The organism is Sinomicrobium endophyticum (assembly GCF_052983315.1).
On the sequence record NZ_JBRKIS010000045.1, the window covers coordinates 1 to 17,881 of the forward strand.

Annotated in this window: 15 protein-coding genes; 9 read left to right on the forward strand and 6 right to left on the reverse strand. The window is 42.2% G+C overall.

Translation table 11 applies throughout. The features are described 5' to 3' along the window. The coding region (locus ACVBDU_RS19160) for a transposase (RefSeq protein ID WP_447181340.1) at positions 1-424 on the reverse strand (424 nt) is incomplete at its 3' end. 220 nt (positions 425-644) lie between these two features. On the opposite strand from ACVBDU_RS19160, the gene ACVBDU_RS19165 reads away from it, so the two are divergent. From ACVBDU_RS19165 to ACVBDU_RS19175, 3 genes are all read left to right on the forward strand, one after another. Beyond that, complete coding sequence (locus ACVBDU_RS19165; protein WP_447181327.1) at positions 645-1,088, forward strand: hypothetical protein; 444 nt, start codon at positions 645-647, stop codon at positions 1,086-1,088. 629 nt (positions 1,089-1,717) lie between these two features. Continuing rightward, on the forward strand, positions 1,718-4,504 hold the full coding sequence (locus ACVBDU_RS19170; RefSeq protein ID WP_447181328.1) for a M16 family metallopeptidase: 2,787 nt from the start codon (positions 1,718-1,720) through the stop codon (positions 4,502-4,504). Between the two features lie 427 nt (positions 4,505-4,931). Further along, complete coding sequence (locus tag ACVBDU_RS19175; protein ID WP_447181329.1) at positions 4,932-6,572, forward strand: tetratricopeptide repeat protein; 1,641 nt, start codon at positions 4,932-4,934, stop codon at positions 6,570-6,572. A gap of 575 nt (positions 6,573-7,147) precedes the next feature. Here the strand turns inward: ACVBDU_RS19175 and ACVBDU_RS19180 are convergent. Beyond that, positions 7,148-7,636, reverse strand: coding sequence for a hypothetical protein (locus ACVBDU_RS19180; protein WP_447181330.1), 489 nt, complete (start codon positions 7,634-7,636; stop codon positions 7,148-7,150). Positions 7,637-8,147: 511 nt separating this feature from the next. Between ACVBDU_RS19180 and ACVBDU_RS19185 the strand changes: the two genes are divergently transcribed. Both ACVBDU_RS19185 and ACVBDU_RS19190 read left to right on the forward strand, forming a co-directional pair. Continuing rightward, positions 8,148-8,489 (forward strand): YciI family protein, encoded by a 342-nt coding sequence (locus tag ACVBDU_RS19185; RefSeq protein ID WP_447181331.1) that lies wholly within the window; start codon positions 8,148-8,150, stop codon positions 8,487-8,489. A 2-nt stretch (positions 8,490-8,491) separates the two neighbouring features. Continuing rightward, positions 8,492-9,739, forward strand: coding sequence for an RNA polymerase sigma factor (locus ACVBDU_RS19190; protein WP_447181332.1), 1,248 nt, complete (start codon positions 8,492-8,494; stop codon positions 9,737-9,739). A gap of 26 nt (positions 9,740-9,765) precedes the next feature. On the opposite strand, the gene ACVBDU_RS19195 is transcribed toward ACVBDU_RS19190, so the two are convergent. Further along, positions 9,766-11,052, reverse strand: coding sequence for a PQQ-dependent sugar dehydrogenase (locus ACVBDU_RS19195; RefSeq protein ID WP_447181333.1), 1,287 nt, complete (start codon positions 11,050-11,052; stop codon positions 9,766-9,768). A gap of 446 nt (positions 11,053-11,498) precedes the next feature. On the opposite strand from ACVBDU_RS19195, the gene ACVBDU_RS19200 reads away from it, so the two are divergent. Beyond that, positions 11,499-12,032: a Crp/Fnr family transcriptional regulator gene (locus ACVBDU_RS19200; protein WP_447181334.1), complete on the forward strand. Its 534-nt coding sequence runs from the start codon at positions 11,499-11,501 to the stop codon at positions 12,030-12,032. Between the two features lie 31 nt (positions 12,033-12,063). Then, on the forward strand, positions 12,064-12,963 hold the full coding sequence (locus tag ACVBDU_RS19205; protein WP_447181335.1) for a cyclase family protein: 900 nt from the start codon (positions 12,064-12,066) through the stop codon (positions 12,961-12,963). Positions 12,964-13,201: 238 nt separating this feature from the next. Here ACVBDU_RS19205 and ACVBDU_RS19210 read toward each other — a convergent pair whose 3' ends face one another. The 3 genes from ACVBDU_RS19210 to ACVBDU_RS19220 all read right to left on the reverse strand — a co-directional run bounded on the left by ACVBDU_RS19210 (position 13,202) and on the right by ACVBDU_RS19220 (position 15,918). Beyond that, on the reverse strand, positions 13,202-13,843 hold the full coding sequence (locus ACVBDU_RS19210; protein ID WP_447181336.1) for a DUF6266 family protein: 642 nt from the start codon (positions 13,841-13,843) through the stop codon (positions 13,202-13,204). Between the two features lie 441 nt (positions 13,844-14,284). Next, the gene (locus ACVBDU_RS19215) at positions 14,285-14,542 is read right to left on the reverse strand and encodes a helix-turn-helix domain-containing protein (RefSeq protein ID WP_447181337.1); all 258 of its coding nucleotides are present in this window, start codon (positions 14,540-14,542) and stop codon (positions 14,285-14,287) included. Positions 14,543-14,838: 296 nt separating this feature from the next. Continuing rightward, a complete protein-coding gene (locus ACVBDU_RS19220; protein WP_447181338.1) occupies positions 14,839-15,918 on the reverse strand; it encodes a terpene synthase family protein in 1,080 nt (359 codons plus the stop codon). A 474-nt stretch (positions 15,919-16,392) separates the two neighbouring features. Between ACVBDU_RS19220 and ACVBDU_RS19225 the strand changes: the two genes are divergently transcribed. Both ACVBDU_RS19225 and ACVBDU_RS19230 read left to right on the forward strand, forming a co-directional pair. Continuing rightward, entirely contained in the window at positions 16,393-16,830 is a 438-nt protein-coding gene (locus ACVBDU_RS19225) for an SRPBCC family protein (protein WP_447181339.1), read from the forward strand. 209 nt (positions 16,831-17,039) lie between these two features. Further along, complete coding sequence (locus tag ACVBDU_RS19230; protein WP_447177729.1) at positions 17,040-17,873, forward strand: IS5 family transposase; 834 nt, start codon at positions 17,040-17,042, stop codon at positions 17,871-17,873. The last annotated feature ends 8 nt before the right edge of the window (positions 17,874-17,881 follow it).

The window sequence follows — 17,881 nt, forward strand, 5'->3', positions numbered from 1 at the left end:
CTATGCTCAACTCAGCATCTTTCAACGTACCAGTGACCACTTCAAATTGCACCTCGATGTTATACAGGTCGTTATGGTTGCCTGCCACGGGTTCGGACATAGCTAAAGGTAGTCCCTGCCTTTCACTAAGGTACAGAGCATTGGTGGTTTTATGTTTCTTACGGGCTTGGTATTCTACTTGTTCCCCACCCCTGATGGCCCAGGTATGACTACCATCCAGGTCCACACTGGAAAGGTCGAGTTTTGATTTATGCCGGTTCAGGAAGATTACCCAACAGTCCTTCCAAAACCCGCACAGGCACCATTTCCGGTAATGGTAGTAAACGGATTGCCAACTGAGCACTTTACTGTCGAAAAGGGCTTTTACAGGCAATTGATGCCACTGGACACCCGTTTTGAGCTTGTAAAGGATGGCGTTAACAATCTCAACTAATGGAACCGTCGGAGCAAATCCTCAATGAGTCTTAGGTATGTATGGCACTATTTCCAATTCTATCGTATCTTTGTCAAGTACAGAGTACATAAAGGGTTGGTTTTGATAATTGTATGTTTCGCAACACAAATATCTTCAACCCTTTTTTATTTTTAAAAAAAGTTTAAATCACTTCATGAAATAAGACCAAATGAATATCTTTAAACTGAAAATGAAGAAAGAAGTTAACATAAAATCAACCTGTTTGGATCCAATGTGTTCCGAGTGCAAAAATTCAGCTGCGAAAATTGAAATTGTCGAACCAAATGCATACCCTAAAGAAGCCATAAAATGGAGTGCTGAGGACTACGCTCAATACGAAAAATTCAGAGATTTCGAATCTGATTATTTGGTATATTCTGGACCTGGCGGAAGTAATGGATATATAGGAGATCCCATTGATTTGAAACGAAAATCAGATTTAATAGATGCATTTACCGAACCATATAACCCTATTAAAATTAGAGAACAATTTTACGATATGGCAGGTTATTGCGTAGGCTGTGGCAAATTTTATTGTAGTAAGCACTGGCGTTCCTCTGCTTTTGGATATGGAAAATGTCCTAAAGGTCACGGTAAATCTTTAGACCCTCATTGGTCTCCTGATATTGAATAGAATAAAGATAAGAGTAGGTAAACCCCTTAAAACTCTCACACCGTAAATGAACCTTTTCGATAGATCACTTACCAATTCTCCTTGTCCATTTTCCTTAAAGGTCTTTAGGACTTGACTCTCGCTAAACTTACTGTGTTTCATTGCGACAGCGTGAATTTAAAGTTAATAATTTGAATTAATAACGGTCCTGTTCTTAGGGAAACCTACACTATCATGCTGGAATTCGACTTGATTTTGGAAATATCAGTTATTTCGGAGTGATGGCGCCACCTGTTTCGGTCAAACAGTGTCACTTTGAAAGATTAGGGGAGCCAACCTGAAACTGCTCCATGGTTTACCGCAGCAATACACCGATACCGAAACCTATTACAACCGGCTCAAAAAAAGGAATATCGGTGACAAAATAATTTTTTTCAAGATTTTAACTAAAAATACTGGGACTTTTAGACGTGTTAGGGGTATATAATAATAGGGCTGATTTGATTTTCCGAGAAACCCGATTAAAATAATTTTTGTCATATTTTAAAAAAATAGCATACCTATGCAATTCCCATTAACCGTTTATAAAAACTTCCCGATGATCTGTCGGAACAAGTACTAACCGATTGAAAACAATTAAAAAAGGACACATGAAAATATTTAGGACTATAAGCTTGTTCTTGTTATCGGGTGTTTGTCTTAACGCCCAGACAAAAAAGGAAGTCCCTTTCGACCCTTCCGTTCGGCAGGGAGTCCTGCCGAACGGGATGATTTATTATATCAAACACAATGAAGAACCCAAAGAAAGAGCCTCCTTCTATTTTGCCCAGAACGTGGGGTCTGTCCTGGAAACAGAATCCCAGAGGGGGCTGGCACACTTTCTCGAACACATGGCTTTTAACGGGCTTGAACACTTTCCGGAAAAAAACATGCTGGAATACCTGGAAAAGAACGGTATACAATTTGGTTCGGAGATCAACGCGTTTACTTCCTTCGACGAAACAGTTTATAATATCAGTAAGGTTCCGGTGACCAATGAGAAACTTCTCGATTCCACCTTGCTGGTTCTGCACGATTGGTCGGGTTCCCTTTCCCTTACGGAGAAAGAGATCGATGCGGAAAGAGGAGTGATCAATGAAGAATGGCGAACCAGGAATACTCCCGGTTTCAGGGTTGCGGAAAAGGTTTGGACCCAGGGGGTACTTAAAGGCTCTGTGTATGCCGACCGTATGCCCATCGGTCTCATGTCCGTGGTCAATAATTTTAAATACGACGAATTGCGGGATTATTATAAAAGGTGGTACCGTCCAGACCAGCAGGCCGTCATCGTTGTGGGAGATATAGACGTGGATGTTATAGAAACGAAGATCAAAGAAGTATTTTCCTCCATTCCCCTTAAAAAAGGACTTCCCGAACGTAAACCCTTTGACGTATCCCTGGATGGAGACATTACCTTTATGGAATCGCTGGACAAGGAAATCGGCAATACCAGTGTCGAATTTATTATAAGGAATAAGAGCAAGAACCTGAAGGGATATGACTACCTGGACAATGATATCGTAAATAGTGTAGTATCGTATGTATTGAATAACAGGCTTAAAGAACAGACCGTTAAAAAAACGTGTCCCGCACTATCTGTCAGTTATTCGTATTCGAACTTTGTAAGGCCTCTCGATATTATGGGGTTGTACATTCAGCCGAAGACCGATAAGGAACTGGAGAGTTTTGAACTTGCCCTGACCGAACTTCTGAGATTGGTAAAACACGGAGCAACGGAAAGTGAACTCCAAAGAGCGAAGTTATCTATCAAAAACAGCAATATCTCCTATTTAAAAAATAAAGACAAGATCAGCAGTGACTCCTATGCGCAGAGTATCTATCAGCATTTCTTTATTCAAACTCCCTTACCGGACATCACCTGGCATGTAAATTATGTGGTGGATCGCCTGGAGACGATTACCAATAAAGATATTTTGGCATATATGGCAGGTATTTACAAAGAGGAAGATATTGTCATTGCTCTGAAAGGTTCTTCCGAAAAACCCCACCCCGGTAAAGACGAATTCCTGGAGGTTTATAATAAGGTGAAAGCTTTGACCCCGGACCCGTACACGGACAATTCGGACGACATCCCTTTGATTACTGCCGATCTCAAAGAAATACCGGTAGTAAAGACAACGGAAATTCCCGGCATTGATGCACGCCGGTATACACTCGGCAATGGGGCAGAGGTGGTTATTTTTCCTACGGCTTATGATAAAGACCAGATTTACCTCACGGCATACAGCCCGGGAGGAAGTTCTCTGCTGAGTAAAGACTTGTTGCCCTCTGCAGATGTAGCCACCTATGTAGCCTCACAATCCGGGTTGGGAAATTTCAATAAAATAGATCTGGGTAAGAAACTCGCCGGTACAGACACATCCCTGGGGCTTTCTATAAGTGAATTATCCGAATCCTTATCCGGAAACAGTACCAGGTCGGATATAGAAGTATTGTTCCAAAAAATCTATCTCAGCTTCGAAGCCCCCAGGTTTGACCAGGAAGCTTATGAGGTAGCGATAGAACTTTTTACTAAAAACCTGGAACAGAAGCAAAAAAATAAAAAGAGTGTTTTACAAGATTCCATGTCCCTGGCCCTGACAGCACATCACGAACGAACCCTGGTATTTAATCGCGGATTTCTCGATCAGATAGACTTTGAAAAATTAGAGAAGATCTATACCGACCGGTTTCGGGGTATAGATGATTTCACCTTTGTGTTTGTGGGAGACATTGATGAAGAGCAATTGTTAAAACTTGCCCGGAAATATATTGGAAACATAAAGCCGGGAAATAGAACAGAGAAGTATATTGACCACAATTACGTGCCTTCCAAAGGAAAAACAGTAGTAAGAGTCGTAGAAGAAATGGAAACCCCGCAAGCCACGGTCAATATGGTTTTCAAAGGAAATATGGACTATGATTTTAAAAACAGTTTAAAAGTCGGTATGGTAGGTGAATTGTTACAGAAGAGCTGCCACGAGGTGATCCGTGAAGAAGAAGGAGGAAGCTACGGTGTGGGAGTATCGGCCTTTTTAAACGATATTCCGAAAGCGGAGTATTCCATGTCCGTACGTTTTGATTGTAACCCGGATATGGTGGATAAACTGGTGAAGGTAGTGTATGACGAAGTGGATAAACTTTCGGAAAACGTAGATGCTAAAAAGTTCACGGAAGTTAAGGAATCTTTGATCAAGACACGTAAAGAGGCGGTTAACAATAACGGCTACTGGATGCGTGTATTAACCTCATATGTTTTTTACGGAAGAGAGATCCGGACCCTTGACGAATATATTACGACTGTCCATGCTATTGGCGAAGAGGATATTAAAGAAACTGCTGCCATAATGCGTAAAAATGCAGATATCGTAGAGGGCGTATTGGTGCCCCGTAAATAGAACGCGGTGAATTATTGCATGGTATTCAGAAGTATGATAGATGTAACACGGCGAAAAGTCAATTACCTCGGGGCAATCCAGGTAATTGTCGGGACCATAGGTAGTTGACTAAACTTTTTGTTCTCATGGAAGTTAGTATTTGAGTTAGTTGCGGGTTTCTTTTGAAATTAGCACGGGGCGTTACCCGCCCCGTGTTTTAAAAACACATGTGGCCATGGGTCTCTCCCTTTGTAGCAGTATGGTTCCGCCTTCATTAAAAAGATAGACAGCCATTTTTCACGCCCGGTCCGGAACCTGGTGAAACAGACTTTATTCCCTGGGCATTACCAGGCCCACAAATAAAACCGGGAAGTTTCTTGGGGTCCTGAGAATAGTTTATATTCTGTAACCAGAATTGTTATGTATTTTTGCATCCTTAAAAATGAGCATGCATAATAAGATCATCATTTTTTTTATATTCTTCCAGGTTGTTTGCTGGGCGCAGGAGAAAAATACCTTCGAACAAAGAGAAAGCAATCTGGCTTTTGCACAAAACCGGGCGGACACTTATTTACAGTTACTTCAGGAACATTATTATAAAGGGGCCTATGAACTTCACAAAAAATACAGTGATTCCCTTCTTCAGGTAGCACAACAATACAATCTCCGGGAAATGGAGGTAAGAGCTATTGTCAACCAGGCTATTTACTACAACCGAATAGACGCCTTTGAAAAAGCATTGACGTATTATAACAGGGCGTTGGACAAATGTGAATTGATTTCTGATAACCATATAACCAAAACACGCATATTGGTTAATATAGGGAATACTTATAACCGAATAGGAGCCTATCAAAAAGCGATAGATATTATGGATTCTATCCTTATCCGGTCCCGGTCGCAAGAAGTCCCCGAATTGATTAAAATAGCAGCCTATAATGGGCTGGCGTTAAGTTATTCCCATTTGAAGGATGAACAAAAATCACTGGACTATTTACTACAGGTCAAAACCATGGGGATGGCTATAAACGACGATAATGTCGTAGCCACGGCACTCAATAATATAGGTAGTTCTTATGTAAAACTAAAAGAGTACGACAAGGCTATAGAGGCCGGTGTTGCTTCACTTGCATGGATAGAAGGAGAAGGGCCTACAAAAAGAAAGGCCATGTCCCTGTTTAATATGGGAGTGGCATACTTAAGAACCGGGGCAAGGGAAAAAGCGGTAACCCATTTTAAAGAAGCAAAAAAGATTGCCGGAGCCCAGGGATACATACAAATTGAAATGGACTGCTACCTGTACCTTGCCGAAGTTTATGAAATGCAGGGCCATCACGAAGCCTCCTATAAAGCCCAGAAACGGTATTCCGAAATGCTGGAAATAAACATGAAAGAGATATCCAATGCCTCTACACTGGATTTAAAAAACGAAACAACGGTTCAAAGAGAGATTATCGGAAAAAAGGACAAACAACTCACCTTTTTGCAAGGCCAAAAAAAGGGCATCCTGTTTACAGGTAGCGCAGTACTTATCGCGTTAACAGGTTTATTGTTTTTTTATATCCGGAAGCGGAAGCAGACGGAACGCGAAAGATTAGATTTATTAAAAAACTACGTGGCCATCCAGGACCAGCATAAAGCATTAAAAATACGAATGCAGGACATGGCCGAAAAAGTAGAACAAAAACATCTCGATGAAAAAATAACAAATCCCAAACCACAATACAAAAACTCCTCCCTTACTGAAGCAAACAGGAAAAAATATATGGCCCGTATTCTCGAATATATGGAAAAGGAGAAACCTTTTCTTGACCCCGATATTAATCATCCTCAATTAGCATCAAAATTAGGTATGAGCAACAATCATCTTTCGGAGGTTTTAACCTTATGCTTCGAACAGAATTTTTATAATTTCATGAATATATACCGGGTCAACGAAGCCCAGAAACACATCAAAAGCTCCCGATTCAACAATTCGAAGATCCTGGCTATTGCTTACGAATCGGGTTTTAAAAGTAAAACCACCTTCAACAGGGTTTTTAAAAACCACACCGGCCTTACACCTTCCGAGTACCGGCAAAAACAATAAAATACTTTTAGAAAAACAAAGTATCACATCTTACAACAAGACTTTTTATTGGCAGTGGTTCCGTTTTTTGTGATGTGTAAATCATTGTTTTGTGATTTTTTATGTATTTACCGTCCGGAAACAGGTATCATTCCTTAGAGTGCTCCTTTTTATATGCTTCCCAGGTTTACTTTTGTTTCGATTATTCGGTATCGGTAGCCGGAACGGGCCAAAACAGAATCTCCTGTGGTCCACTTTACCTGCCGGGTAATCGATAAATGAAGCGGAAAGAAACTACCTGTCACAAAAAAGTTATGCATAACAAAACAAATAAACCGGAGGGTATTGAAAATGGTGTAGAAGAGAATGTATCCTGTATTCCTTCGAAGGTTGCAAATGATATGAGTTCAAAAGCAACCGAACCTGCACATTCGTTCTTTGTAGAGGAGAAAAGATTAAGTTCAAAGAGATTTTCCTTATCCAACATGTGGCGGTTTATTACCGGACGCAATTAGCATTCTTTTTTAAAACGCTTCATGTCATTTCTTTACACCTTTACCGGGTATCGGGGTTTCTCATGGCCCGGGAGAGGAGGGTTATGCATATGTCCTGCCCGGAATGACAGTATTTCCGGGGGAATTATGCTTGCGATGTATGTGCCGAATGAGATATGCTATCCAAAGACCTATGGTAAATGTAGTTATCCCCGTGCATGCAAAAAAGGCTACAAATGCGGGGAGCATAAATACGAGACTATTTTCCTTGAACATTACCCCGAGAAGGATACAAAAAACACCCCAGATCATAGCATTGATCTGTAGTGAATACCTGGAGGAGACCATTAATAACGGATTTCCCCGGCGAGTATGCTCATAAGCCGATTTTCCACCGAACCACAGCGCTATGAGGAAAGCTGTTAAAAGCCCCGCAGCCGGTATTCCGTATGCGCCGGCAATAACCATAGTCAGTATCCCTTCACCAGTGAGCAATACAGGCCCCCAGAGGATTGCAATTACGGTAAAGATTCCTATAGGAGCTCCTATCAGATAAGAAACCAGGATACTTTGCTTTAATGGTTTGTTCATGTTTTATGCGTTGGGTTTTAGTAGTGTCTGCCTGTCACCCGGGGCTTTGTTTCTTTCCAGGTGGTTACCTCCCTATTATGGAAAATATGGCTTTGGTCTCCATTATTGTTTTCCAGGCCCCAAATATAGAAAAATCCCGGGGCTTCGATACACCCTTCGCTTCGCTGGGGCACTCAGCCGCCTTTGCTTAGGCTTTTTGTAGTTGTTTTGACTTTTTTTAATAAAGTAGTTCTCATAACATTTTCGGACTATGTCAAAACCCTTGCTTGCCGGAAAAAATTGTATATTAGGGTTTACGCACCAAGTGAGATCTAAGATGCCCCGACGCCTGCCTACCGTCAGGTAGGCTTGTGTCGAAAAAAGTTTTTCGGGATTTCCGATGTATGCCCCAAGGCAGGGAATTATTATATAAGCCGTTTTAAGTATGTATAACCTGAAAAAAATAATAAAATACCTGTCCCCGTTTTGGAATGTCAATCGTCATTAAGGTAAATTATAAAAATATTAAACCATGAAAGAATTTGCATTAATCTTCAGACTGAAAGACATGGCCGACTTCAAGCCTTCGCCCGAGCAAATGCAGGAGCGGATGAACTGGCTGGGCAGTATTGCCGCACAAAACAAACTGGTGGACAAAGGAAATACACTACTACCTGCCCCGGGAAGCGCAAAAACAGTAAAACCCGGTAATGTGGTAACAGACGGGCCTTACACGGAAATTAAAGAATTTATAAGTGGCTATATTGTTGTTAAAGCCGAAAACATAGAGGAAGCAATAGTAATAGCAAAAGAGAACCCGATTTTTAAAATTGGCGGAAACATAGAAGTCCGGGAAGTTCTGAAACGGGATTAGTATTGGAAAAATCACCATCATATAACGAACTTTTACCTCACCTGTTCCGGCAGGAATATGCAAAAATGACGGCTGTTCTGTGCCGTCATTTTGGTTTAAAACACATAGAGATTGCCGAAGATATTGCCAGCGATACCTTTTTAAAAGCTTCCGAACACTGGGCCGTTAACGGCGTACCCGACAATCCCGAAGCCTGGCTTTATACAGTAGCCGGGAACAAGGCCAGGGATTATTTCAAACGCCTGAATGTTTTGGAGACGCAAATAAAACCAACCTTAAAGCCCGGTGAGGTAGAACAGGAAGAGTTTGAGTTTAACCATCAGCAGATTGCAAACAGCCAGCTAGCCATGATTTTTGCAGTCTGCAATCCTGCAAACACCAGGCAGAGCCAGATTGCATTAGCCCTCCAAATCCTCTGTGGGTTTAGTGTGGAAGAAATAGCCAATGCTTTTCTGACGAAGACCGAAACTATTAAAAAACGGTTACTCCGGGCCAGAAATAACCTTCGCAACGATAATTTCCAGATCAATAGATTAACAGAAGCAGAGATGCAGTCGAGGTTAGACACCGTTTTAAAAACCTTGTACCTGCTGTTTAATGAGGGTTATTTTTCCAAAACCAACAACCGGCTTATTCGGAAAGAGCTCTGCTCCGAAGCAGTAAGGCTGGCAGTGGTGCTCACCGAAAACCCATGGACAAACATACCACAAACCAATGCTTTGCTGGCTTTAATGTGCTTTCAGAGTTCGCGATTAGAAGCAAGGACGAATGACAAAGGAGAAACCATACTTTTTGACGAACAGGACAAAAGCATGTGGGACAAATCACTCATAGAAAAAGGTAATTATTATTTGGTAGAGGCTACCAACGGAACGGAAATCTCAAAATATCACCTGGAAGCAGGTATTGCATATTGGCATACCGCTTCTACAGACCAAAACAAGTGGCAGCATATTTTACAATTATACAACCGGCTGATCCTCATAGAATATTCACCCGTAACCGCATTGAACCGGGTGTTTGCCTTTTCTAAAGTATACGGACCTAAAAAAGCCATCCGTGAAGCCGAAGAATTATACCTGGCCGAAAGCAATTACTATCACGAATTACTTGGGTATTTGTATACAGGGTTGCATAACCACAAAGCTATCGACCATTACAAAAAGGCTATAAGGCTGACAAAATCAAAGGCAGAAAAGCAAACCTTAAACAAGGAAATAGAACGGCTAAAAGAAAAGGCAGCAACATAAGTGTATCCGGGTATAGATATAAAGAGTTATTTATCAGCACTGACCCGCCATATAATACCTGCTTCGTCATCATTCACCAGGAGATCGCCCAGGGGAGTTACGGCGACCCCCACCGGGCGGCCATACACTTCATTTTTGCTCTTATTGGCAATAAACCCGGTCAGGAAATCTTCCGGGGGTTGAGGATTTCCGCCCTTAAAGGGAATAAAAACTACCTTATAGCCACTGAGGACAGACCGGTTCCATGAACCGTGCTGTCCTACAAATGCTCCGTTTCTGTATTTCACAGGAAAAGTCTTTGCATCGTAAAACGTAAATCCCAGGGAAGCCGTATGGTTACCCAGGGGTACATCGGGGACGATGGCTTTTTTCACCAGTTCCGGGTGAGGATCGTCTTTCCAGCGCGGGTCGCGGATTTGTCCGAAATAAGAATACGGCCATCCGTACCAGCTTTCCTCTTGTACACTGGTGGCGTAATCAGGCACCAGATCATCGCCCAGTTCATCTCTTTCGTTTACGGCAGTCCAGAGGTCACCGGTCACGGGATTCCAGTCCATACCTACAGGATTGCGTAAGCCCGAAGCATAAACTCTTTTTTCACTTCCGTCGGGGTTTACTTCAAAGATCAACGCCCGGCCCTGTTCTTTTTCCATTCCCTGCTCGCCCGCATTACTGGCTGAACCTACCGAAATGTATATTTTGCTCCCTTCGGGATTGCTGATAATATTACGGGTCCAGTGGTTGTTATAACCGCTGGCGGAAAGCTCCACGATCTTTTCGCCCTCGGTTTCCAGTTTGGTAACTCCTTCGGTATAAGGATAACGGTAAAGGCCGTCTGTATTGGCTACATAAAAATAATTGTTCAAAACCAGCATGCCCAGGGGTTGATGAAGATTTTCCAGGAATACTTCACGCAAATCAGGATCGCCATCCCCATTGGTGTCACGTAGTAAGGTAATGCGGTCTGCACTGTTTTTGGTGTTGGATTCTGCTACAAAGTAATCACCATTGGGTGCTATATAGGTCCAGCGCGGGCTGTCCAGTTCATCTGCAAACCGGGAAACGGTAAAGCCTTCCGGGGCCTTGGGAGTCTGGTTTTCTTCCCATTCCACCAATTTACTCTCTTTAGTCACCGACTTCGTAGCATAAGGCGGTGGAAGCACAATATCGCCCACAGCAGTAGTGACGGTTACGGAATCATTAGTCCTGGCTATTTCTTTCCTTTCCTCCCTGGAAGGTTTTTTATCGTTTTTACAACTGCCAAAAACAAAAAATATCAGCAATAGGCTTATAGATACTATAGGTGTTTTCATCGGTTTAATTTTTTATGGTTTTTTAGGGGCAGACAGAACTTTTGCGGTTTAAAATAATCATTTCCTTATGTGTTTAACGATTCTTCTAAACATGCCGGTCCGCGGATCTGTTTATTTCTATTAATATAATGAATTTCTATGGTTTAAGTGTGCTTCAATATCCGGATTAGTATATTTTTAACGCACATGCTTTTTTATAAAGTAGTTCTCATAACATTTTCAGACTACACAAAGGTGGCTGAGTGTTCCGGGCGTAGCCCGGAATGCACCGAAGCCCCGGTTTATCATGCACCAAGGTATTTGAAAAAAATGTAAATTGCGCATAGCATAATATCGGCACCAATTTTAAAACCAATAGCACGCTTTTGATAGCCTCCGACTTCAATTCATTGTTTCAAAAAATAACTTCATTATTTGATTTGTCAGATAGTGAAAAAGAATTTTTAATGTCTGAGACTAAACTTTTGGGTTTGGCGGATGCAGGATTTTTAATAAAAGAAAATACCAGCGTAAGCGACTTCTATTTTCTGCAAAAAGGTACGGTAAGAAGTTTCTATACTAAGGATCATAAAGAAATTAACACGGAGTTTTTCTTTGAAAACAGTTTTTTAACCGCATGGACAAGTTTTATAACCGGCGAGAAGACCAAACTTAATTTTCAATGCCTGGAAGATTGCGAAATGGTGACCATACCAAAAACCGCAATAGACCGGTTATTGAACCTGGATAACAAATGGTACGGTCTTACCCATAAGATACTGGAAGAAGAATTTATTAAAAAATGCAGAAGGGAAAGTTCATTTTTACTACATGATGCTACGGAACGATATTTTTATTTCCTTTCCCGGTTTCCGCAAGCAGAAAACAGGATACCTCTTTTCCATATTGCATCCTATCTCGGTATAAGCCCGGAAACATTAAGCCGGATCAGAACAAAAAGAATCGGACAAATTGATATAAGTCAAGTGGATAAAATTTAAGCTTTATCATCTTTGTCCCAAAATAATTCATATGGATAAAAGAGTAAAATTTGATTTTGAAATATACTTCACCAACGGTGGCAGTATCAAAGGTGAGGATTTCAGGCTGGATATTATAGGCAATGATATTTCGGACAAAGAACTTGCCGACCACATCGTAGAAGACTTAAGACTTCTTATGGTTGGACAGACGAAAATATACAACAAGCAGATTTTAACCGAACCTCATAAAAGAAAGCCAGTAAACCAAAAAGCAGAGGGTGACCTTCTTATTGATTTAAGCCATACTATCGAGGACGGACTTATTACGTATAAAGGCTTACCCGCACCCATTATTTGCGATTATCTAAGCAGGGAAGAGTCCAGGCAATACTACGAGGAAGGCACGGCCTTCCAGATCGGTAAAATAGACATGGTTGCCAACACAGGAACGTATATCGATTGCCCTTTTCATCGCTTTGAAAACGGAAAGGATCTGTCAGAAGTTAGCCTGGACAGCTTCACCGATCTGGAGGCTACCGTAATAAAAGTTCCTTTTGAGAAAACCAGGGCCATTACAGAAGAACACCTGAAAAATTATGAGATCCGAAACAGGGCCGTGCTTGTGTATACAGGTTGGGACAGGTATTGGAATACGGACCAATATTTTGAAAACCACCCGTACCTGACAGAAGGTGCTGCGCAATATCTGAAGGATTGTAATGTAAAACTGGTAGGTATCGATGCCCATAACATAGACAATACCCAGGGAAGGACCAGGCCCGTCCATACTATTCTGCTGGGAGCGGAAATACTGATTGTGGAACATCTTTGCAATTTACATCTATTACCCCGCGACGGATTTACATTCAGCGCCGTCCCGCCAAAATTCAAAGGTGTAGGCACTTTCCCGGTCCGGGCCTTTGCATCGGTGAGGAAAGATTTCCGTTAATAAATCGTAGGTGATGCTCCCCGGGGCTTCGATACACCCTTCGTTTCACTCGGGCACTCAGCCACCTCGGTTTAGTTTTTTTAATGAAGTAGTTCTCATGATATTTTTCAGATGGGACAGAGGAGGTTGAGTGATTGCCGTAGGCAATTGTATTGAAACCCATCACCTATACAACCAAAAAAACGGCAGCAATAACCGAAGTTACCACCACCGTACACCAATAAGTGTGGTGAGCAGTCTATACCAGGGTAATGGCACCAAGGTAGGGGCTGTTACAGGCCCGGTCCTGGGCTTCGTTGTTAAAGAAGGCCCACACTTGTATTTCCTTGCCTATATACCCTTCCGGCAGTGTTGCGGTGGCGTTGCCATCGCTGCGCTGTGCCAGTAGTAAATAAGGCTCAAAAGTGTTAGTATCGGCACAATAGCACACCAGGTTTACCATATCGGTAGGCATGGCATTGCCCTGTATGCTGTTGTCGTCCCAACTCAGTTGGAGTATGCCGCCGGCCTGGTTGTCCAGGGCTACGTTCTGGAAGCCGGCAAGCTCGCCCTTGGTTATAAGCACTTTGCTATACACCAGGGTAGGCTCTCCGTCTACTTCTTCAATGGCTTCGGTAATGGTGTAGGACACCGCCAGGTTGGTACGCGATTTGGATCCCCGGTCCGAACCGAAATACCGACTCTGAAGATCTTGTAATGGTTGCAGGAAACTGATGACCAGGGCAAACTTCATTTGCTGATACAATTGCTTATCTGTAGGAGGTTTGCTCCGGGGTCCGGGTTTACTGCGAATAATGTCTTTGTTGCGCCAGCGGGCGCCTACGATGTTACCGACTTTGCCGGAGAATCCGCCAAGGATTCCTTTACTGATAGTTGCCATAAAATATGGTTTTAAAAATTAAACAATAATGCCAAGTTATGTAAGAAAACTGCAGGTTGTATGCCCCTGAACACATTTGAACACGTATGAATACAAATACACGTTTTTGCAAACAGGGTTCCTGTATTCCTTCGGGAGTTCTTCGGGAAAAACAGGGGGTTTGTTCGGAAAAATGGATGTTTTTCCGAAGGTGACCCGAAGGAAACCCGGAGAAAACAGGTAGCAGAATCGAATAAATGGAAGTTCTTTTTAAAGTATAACCTTACAAAAAATAGGAAAGAACAGGAAAATGTGCCTGGTACGCCGGGAAGGAAAAAAAAGGCATGAAAATCCTGTGCTTCTTAAAACCATTGGTTCTAAAAAACGGGGTATGCCTTGTATTACCATTAAAAAGTATAGGGGGAGAACTTTTGTTTTAAGGTCAAAAAAAGAAAGGAGATACTAGTCTTCCGAGCCTAGCATTTTTTCTATTTTTTTCCTGGAGTAGTAATACTTTTTACCTATTTTCATATACGGTATTTCCTTGTTTTTGCGCATACGGCGCAGGGTACTGTAACTTACTTTAAGGAATTGCAGCATGTCGGCATTGTCCAGGTAATCATTTTTATCCTCCCGGGGGGACTGTAATTCTCTGATTTCTTTCAATACCTCTTCGAGAAGATAGAATAAATACTCCGTGGGTGTTAATTTGTTTTTCATAATAAAAAATGTTTTTTTTAGTAGGGGTAAGTTAATAAATTTTATTTTTTTGTCTTACGGGGTACTTATATGGAGGGGGGGTCGATACACCCTTTGCTGCGCTCGGGCACTCAGCCACCTCCGCTTTGACTTTTTTTAATGAAGTAGTTCTCATGATTTTTCAGACGACACAAAGGCGGTTGTACCGAAGCCATCTCCACTTGGTTTTTTCGATGTAGTTTATACAAGCTTTTACAGCCCAGGCGTAGGTGGCTGAGCGTTCCGGGCAGAGCCCGGAATGTATCGAAGCCACGGGGTTACTTCCATACGCCTTTTCCCTCGTCTTTCCATTCCCATTTGTCACTGCTAAATTCGGAATCCACGATCCACCCCTGGGTATATCGGTTATTATCCCCTCGTGTATGCCACGACCATACACCTTGTAGCATAATACCGAAATCCTTTACATATTCATAAGCAAGCTCCTGCCACGGACCAAAATCGGGGAGGTGTTCCAGCAATATCATAAATTCGTTCAGGGTATTGTCGTGTATCTGCATGGCCATCCTATACGCGTCTTCCAGGTCCAGGTTGCGTTCGTGCATCAGAACAGGCACTATATTAATAACATCCCCTCGTCTGCACAACTCTTTGGGTAGGGAGATAATATCGTTATGATATCCTATTAAACGGGATATTATGGTATGAATGGTCAGTATATGCGGATGGTCCAGGACCTCGTCCGGCAGCGTACGGTAATTTTTTTGCATACAGGCATACTTGGCATACGGAATACCTCCAGCCGTGAGATCGCGGATGATGGTATAGGCAGCAAACGGCGGCGGTGTATTGGCCAGTACATATTGCTTTTCGTTCTGGTAACCACAGATAAGGCTATCCATCTCATGGACAAACTTATGGAACTGCCGTATGGGCATACCGAGTTGGAGACATTCTTTTCGGATCAGGTAGGCCTGGTGGTATACCCCATGATCCTGCGGCTCTTCTTTCTCTTTACCCATCAGTATATCCCGGATCCTTTCCCGCATGATATAAATGTCCTCTGCGGTGGCACGGCCCAGGTAGTCATCCAGCATGGCAAAGGTGCCTGTGAATCTACCGACAGGGATCTGCTCCTCAAAGGTAAGGAAGGGCATGGCCCTGGCATTAATATCCGTAAAATAATGTGTTTTATGCTTTTCCCTGGCGGCTTTGGAATGGAAGGCAAAGTCTTCGTCAATCCATCTACAGGATTCTTCCCGCAGCTTGTGAAAATAGGGAGGTGTAATATCCGGGAAGGGATATTGGGGGCGGGGAAATCCCCTTAAACGTTCTACTACTTTGTACGCTTCTTCCTCGCGCAAAGTTTGTAAATCCAAATAGGTTTCTTTTGCCATAACTAGGGTAGGTTAATTATATGATTTGGTTAATGGTACGATTAAAAGGCTTTTTAAAAATATAAAGTAAAAAGGAGAATTGCAACAGGAATGCAGTAAAGCTGCCGGGGCTTCGATACACCAGCCTGCGGCTGGCACTCAGCCACCTCCGCTTATTTTTCTTCTGCAAGATGTAGAAAATCGTAGGATTATTCAGTACATCCCTCTGATATCAGAGCTTTGTTATGGGGAGGGTACAGCAACTTAATAGCTGTCAAAAAACATGAGAAGTATTTAACCCGGAAGCAACAATTCCGATATGCAAAATAATGAATTCATCAAAATGTTTTAAACCTATATATACACTGTAACTTTCTAGTATTAAGGTACTTTATTGAAAGAAACAGTTTATTGTGTATATTTGTGTGTTGCGTGCAAGCTTAATCTCAACTACCTGAATAACCCTTGAATTTATAACCTAAAAAACATATCATTATGAAATTTTCAGAATCAATAGAAATTGATGGCCCTAACGAAAAGGTGGCTGAGCTTTTTGTTAATCCGGATTACCTCAATGAGTGGATGGAAGGATTCCAAAGTATAGAGCACCTCAGTGGTATGCCCGGTACACAGGGGGCTAAATCTCGCCTCACCTTTCAAACTGGCAAGCGAAAAATAGAAATGGAAGAAACCATCACCGCCATCAACTTACCAAAAAAATTCAATGTGGCATATGACATGGGGAATGTTTTCAATACGGTAGAAAACCGCTTCGAAAAACTATCGGAAAACCGCACCAAACTGGTTGTCGATACCGAGTACCGGTTTAAGGGAATTATGAAACTCATGGCACCGCTAATGTCCGGTGCTTTTAAAAAACCGGTTCGCAAATACCTCGCTGATTTTAAACAGTTCGTAGAAAGTCAGGAGTAAACGAATTAAGTACCTGATCTTTAACCACTAAAGTAAATCAAAAAAGAAACGCAAGATCTTATTTGTAATTATCTATTGTTTGGATTGATGTTTGTTAACTCTGGCCTGAACAAGTTGTTTCACTGAACTCGTTTAAACTTTTTTTAAAAATAAAAAAGGGTTGAAGATATTTGTGTTGCGAAACATACAATTATCTAAACCAACCCTTTATGTACTCTGTACTTGACAAAGATACGATAGAATTGGAAATAGTTCCTTACATACCTAAAACTCATCGAGGATTTGCCCCGACCGTTCCATTGGTTGAGATTGTTAACGCCATCCTCTACAAGCTCAAGACCGGTGTGCAGTGGCATCAAGTGCCTGTAAAAGCCCTTTTTGACAGTAAAGTGCTAAGTTGGCAATCGGTTTACTACCATTACCGGAAATGGTGCTTGTGCGGTTTTTGGAAAGACTGTTGGGTGAGCTTCCTCAACCGCCATAAATCAAAACTTGACCTTTCCAGTGTGGACCTGGATGGCAGTCACACCTCGGCCATCAGGGGCGGGGAACAAGTGGAATACCAAGGCCGTAAGAAGCGCAAAACCACCAATGCCCTATACCTTAGCGAAAGGCAGGGACTACCTTTAGCTATGTCTGAACCTGTTGCCGGCAATCATAACGACCTGTATAACATTGAGGTGCAGTTCGAAGTAGTCACTGGTACTCTGGAAGATGCTGACCTCCGTGTGGATGGGTTGTTCCTCAATGCTGATGCGGGCTTTGATTCCAAGGATTTCCGACAGGCTTGTGCCCAAAAGGAAATCAATGCCAATATCTGTTTCAACAGGCGTAACAGTGACAAGGACAGAGATGACTATTTTGACAAAGAACTTTATGACCAGCGATATGCCATCGAGCGAACCAATGCCTGGATGGACAGTTTCCGGTCATTACTAAACAGGTTTGACACCACCGTGGCAAGCTGGACAGGGTTTAACTATCTTGCTTTTATTGTGTTAGCTTTGAAAAAGTTCAAACCCATCAAAAAGAAAAAAGTTTAAACGAATTC

Bases quoted from the DNA above. Each gene is read 5' to 3' on its own strand.
- ACVBDU_RS19195 (WP_447181333.1), bottom strand. From the start codon at position 11,052: ATGAAAACACCTATAGTATCTATAAGCCTATTGCTGATATTTTTTGTT.
- ACVBDU_RS19220 (WP_447181338.1), bottom strand. From the start codon at position 15,918: ATGGCAAAAGAAACCTATTTGGATTTACAAACTTTGCGCGAGGAAGAA.
- ACVBDU_RS19180 (WP_447181330.1), bottom strand. From the start codon at position 7,636: ATGAACAAACCATTAAAGCAAAGTATCCTGGTTTCTTATCTGATAGGA.
- ACVBDU_RS19205 (WP_447181335.1), top strand. From the start codon at position 12,064: ATGGATAAAAGAGTAAAATTTGATTTTGAAATATACTTCACCAACGGT.
- ACVBDU_RS19165 (WP_447181327.1), top strand. From the start codon at position 645: ATGAAGAAAGAAGTTAACATAAAATCAACCTGTTTGGATCCAATGTGT.
- ACVBDU_RS19170 (WP_447181328.1), top strand. From the start codon at position 1,718: ATGAAAATATTTAGGACTATAAGCTTGTTCTTGTTATCGGGTGTTTGT.
- ACVBDU_RS19185 (WP_447181331.1), top strand. From the start codon at position 8,148: ATGAAAGAATTTGCATTAATCTTCAGACTGAAAGACATGGCCGACTTC.
- ACVBDU_RS19215 (WP_447181337.1), bottom strand. From the start codon at position 14,542: ATGAAAAACAAATTAACACCCACGGAGTATTTATTCTATCTTCTCGAA.
- ACVBDU_RS19210 (WP_447181336.1), bottom strand. From the start codon at position 13,843: ATGGCAACTATCAGTAAAGGAATCCTTGGCGGATTCTCCGGCAAAGTC.
- ACVBDU_RS19200 (WP_447181334.1), top strand. From the start codon at position 11,499: ATGTCTGAGACTAAACTTTTGGGTTTGGCGGATGCAGGATTTTTAATA.
- ACVBDU_RS19230 (WP_447177729.1), top strand. From the start codon at position 17,040: ATGTACTCTGTACTTGACAAAGATACGATAGAATTGGAAATAGTTCCT.
- ACVBDU_RS19225 (WP_447181339.1), top strand. From the start codon at position 16,393: ATGAAATTTTCAGAATCAATAGAAATTGATGGCCCTAACGAAAAGGTG.
- ACVBDU_RS19175 (WP_447181329.1), top strand. From the start codon at position 4,932: ATGCATAATAAGATCATCATTTTTTTTATATTCTTCCAGGTTGTTTGC.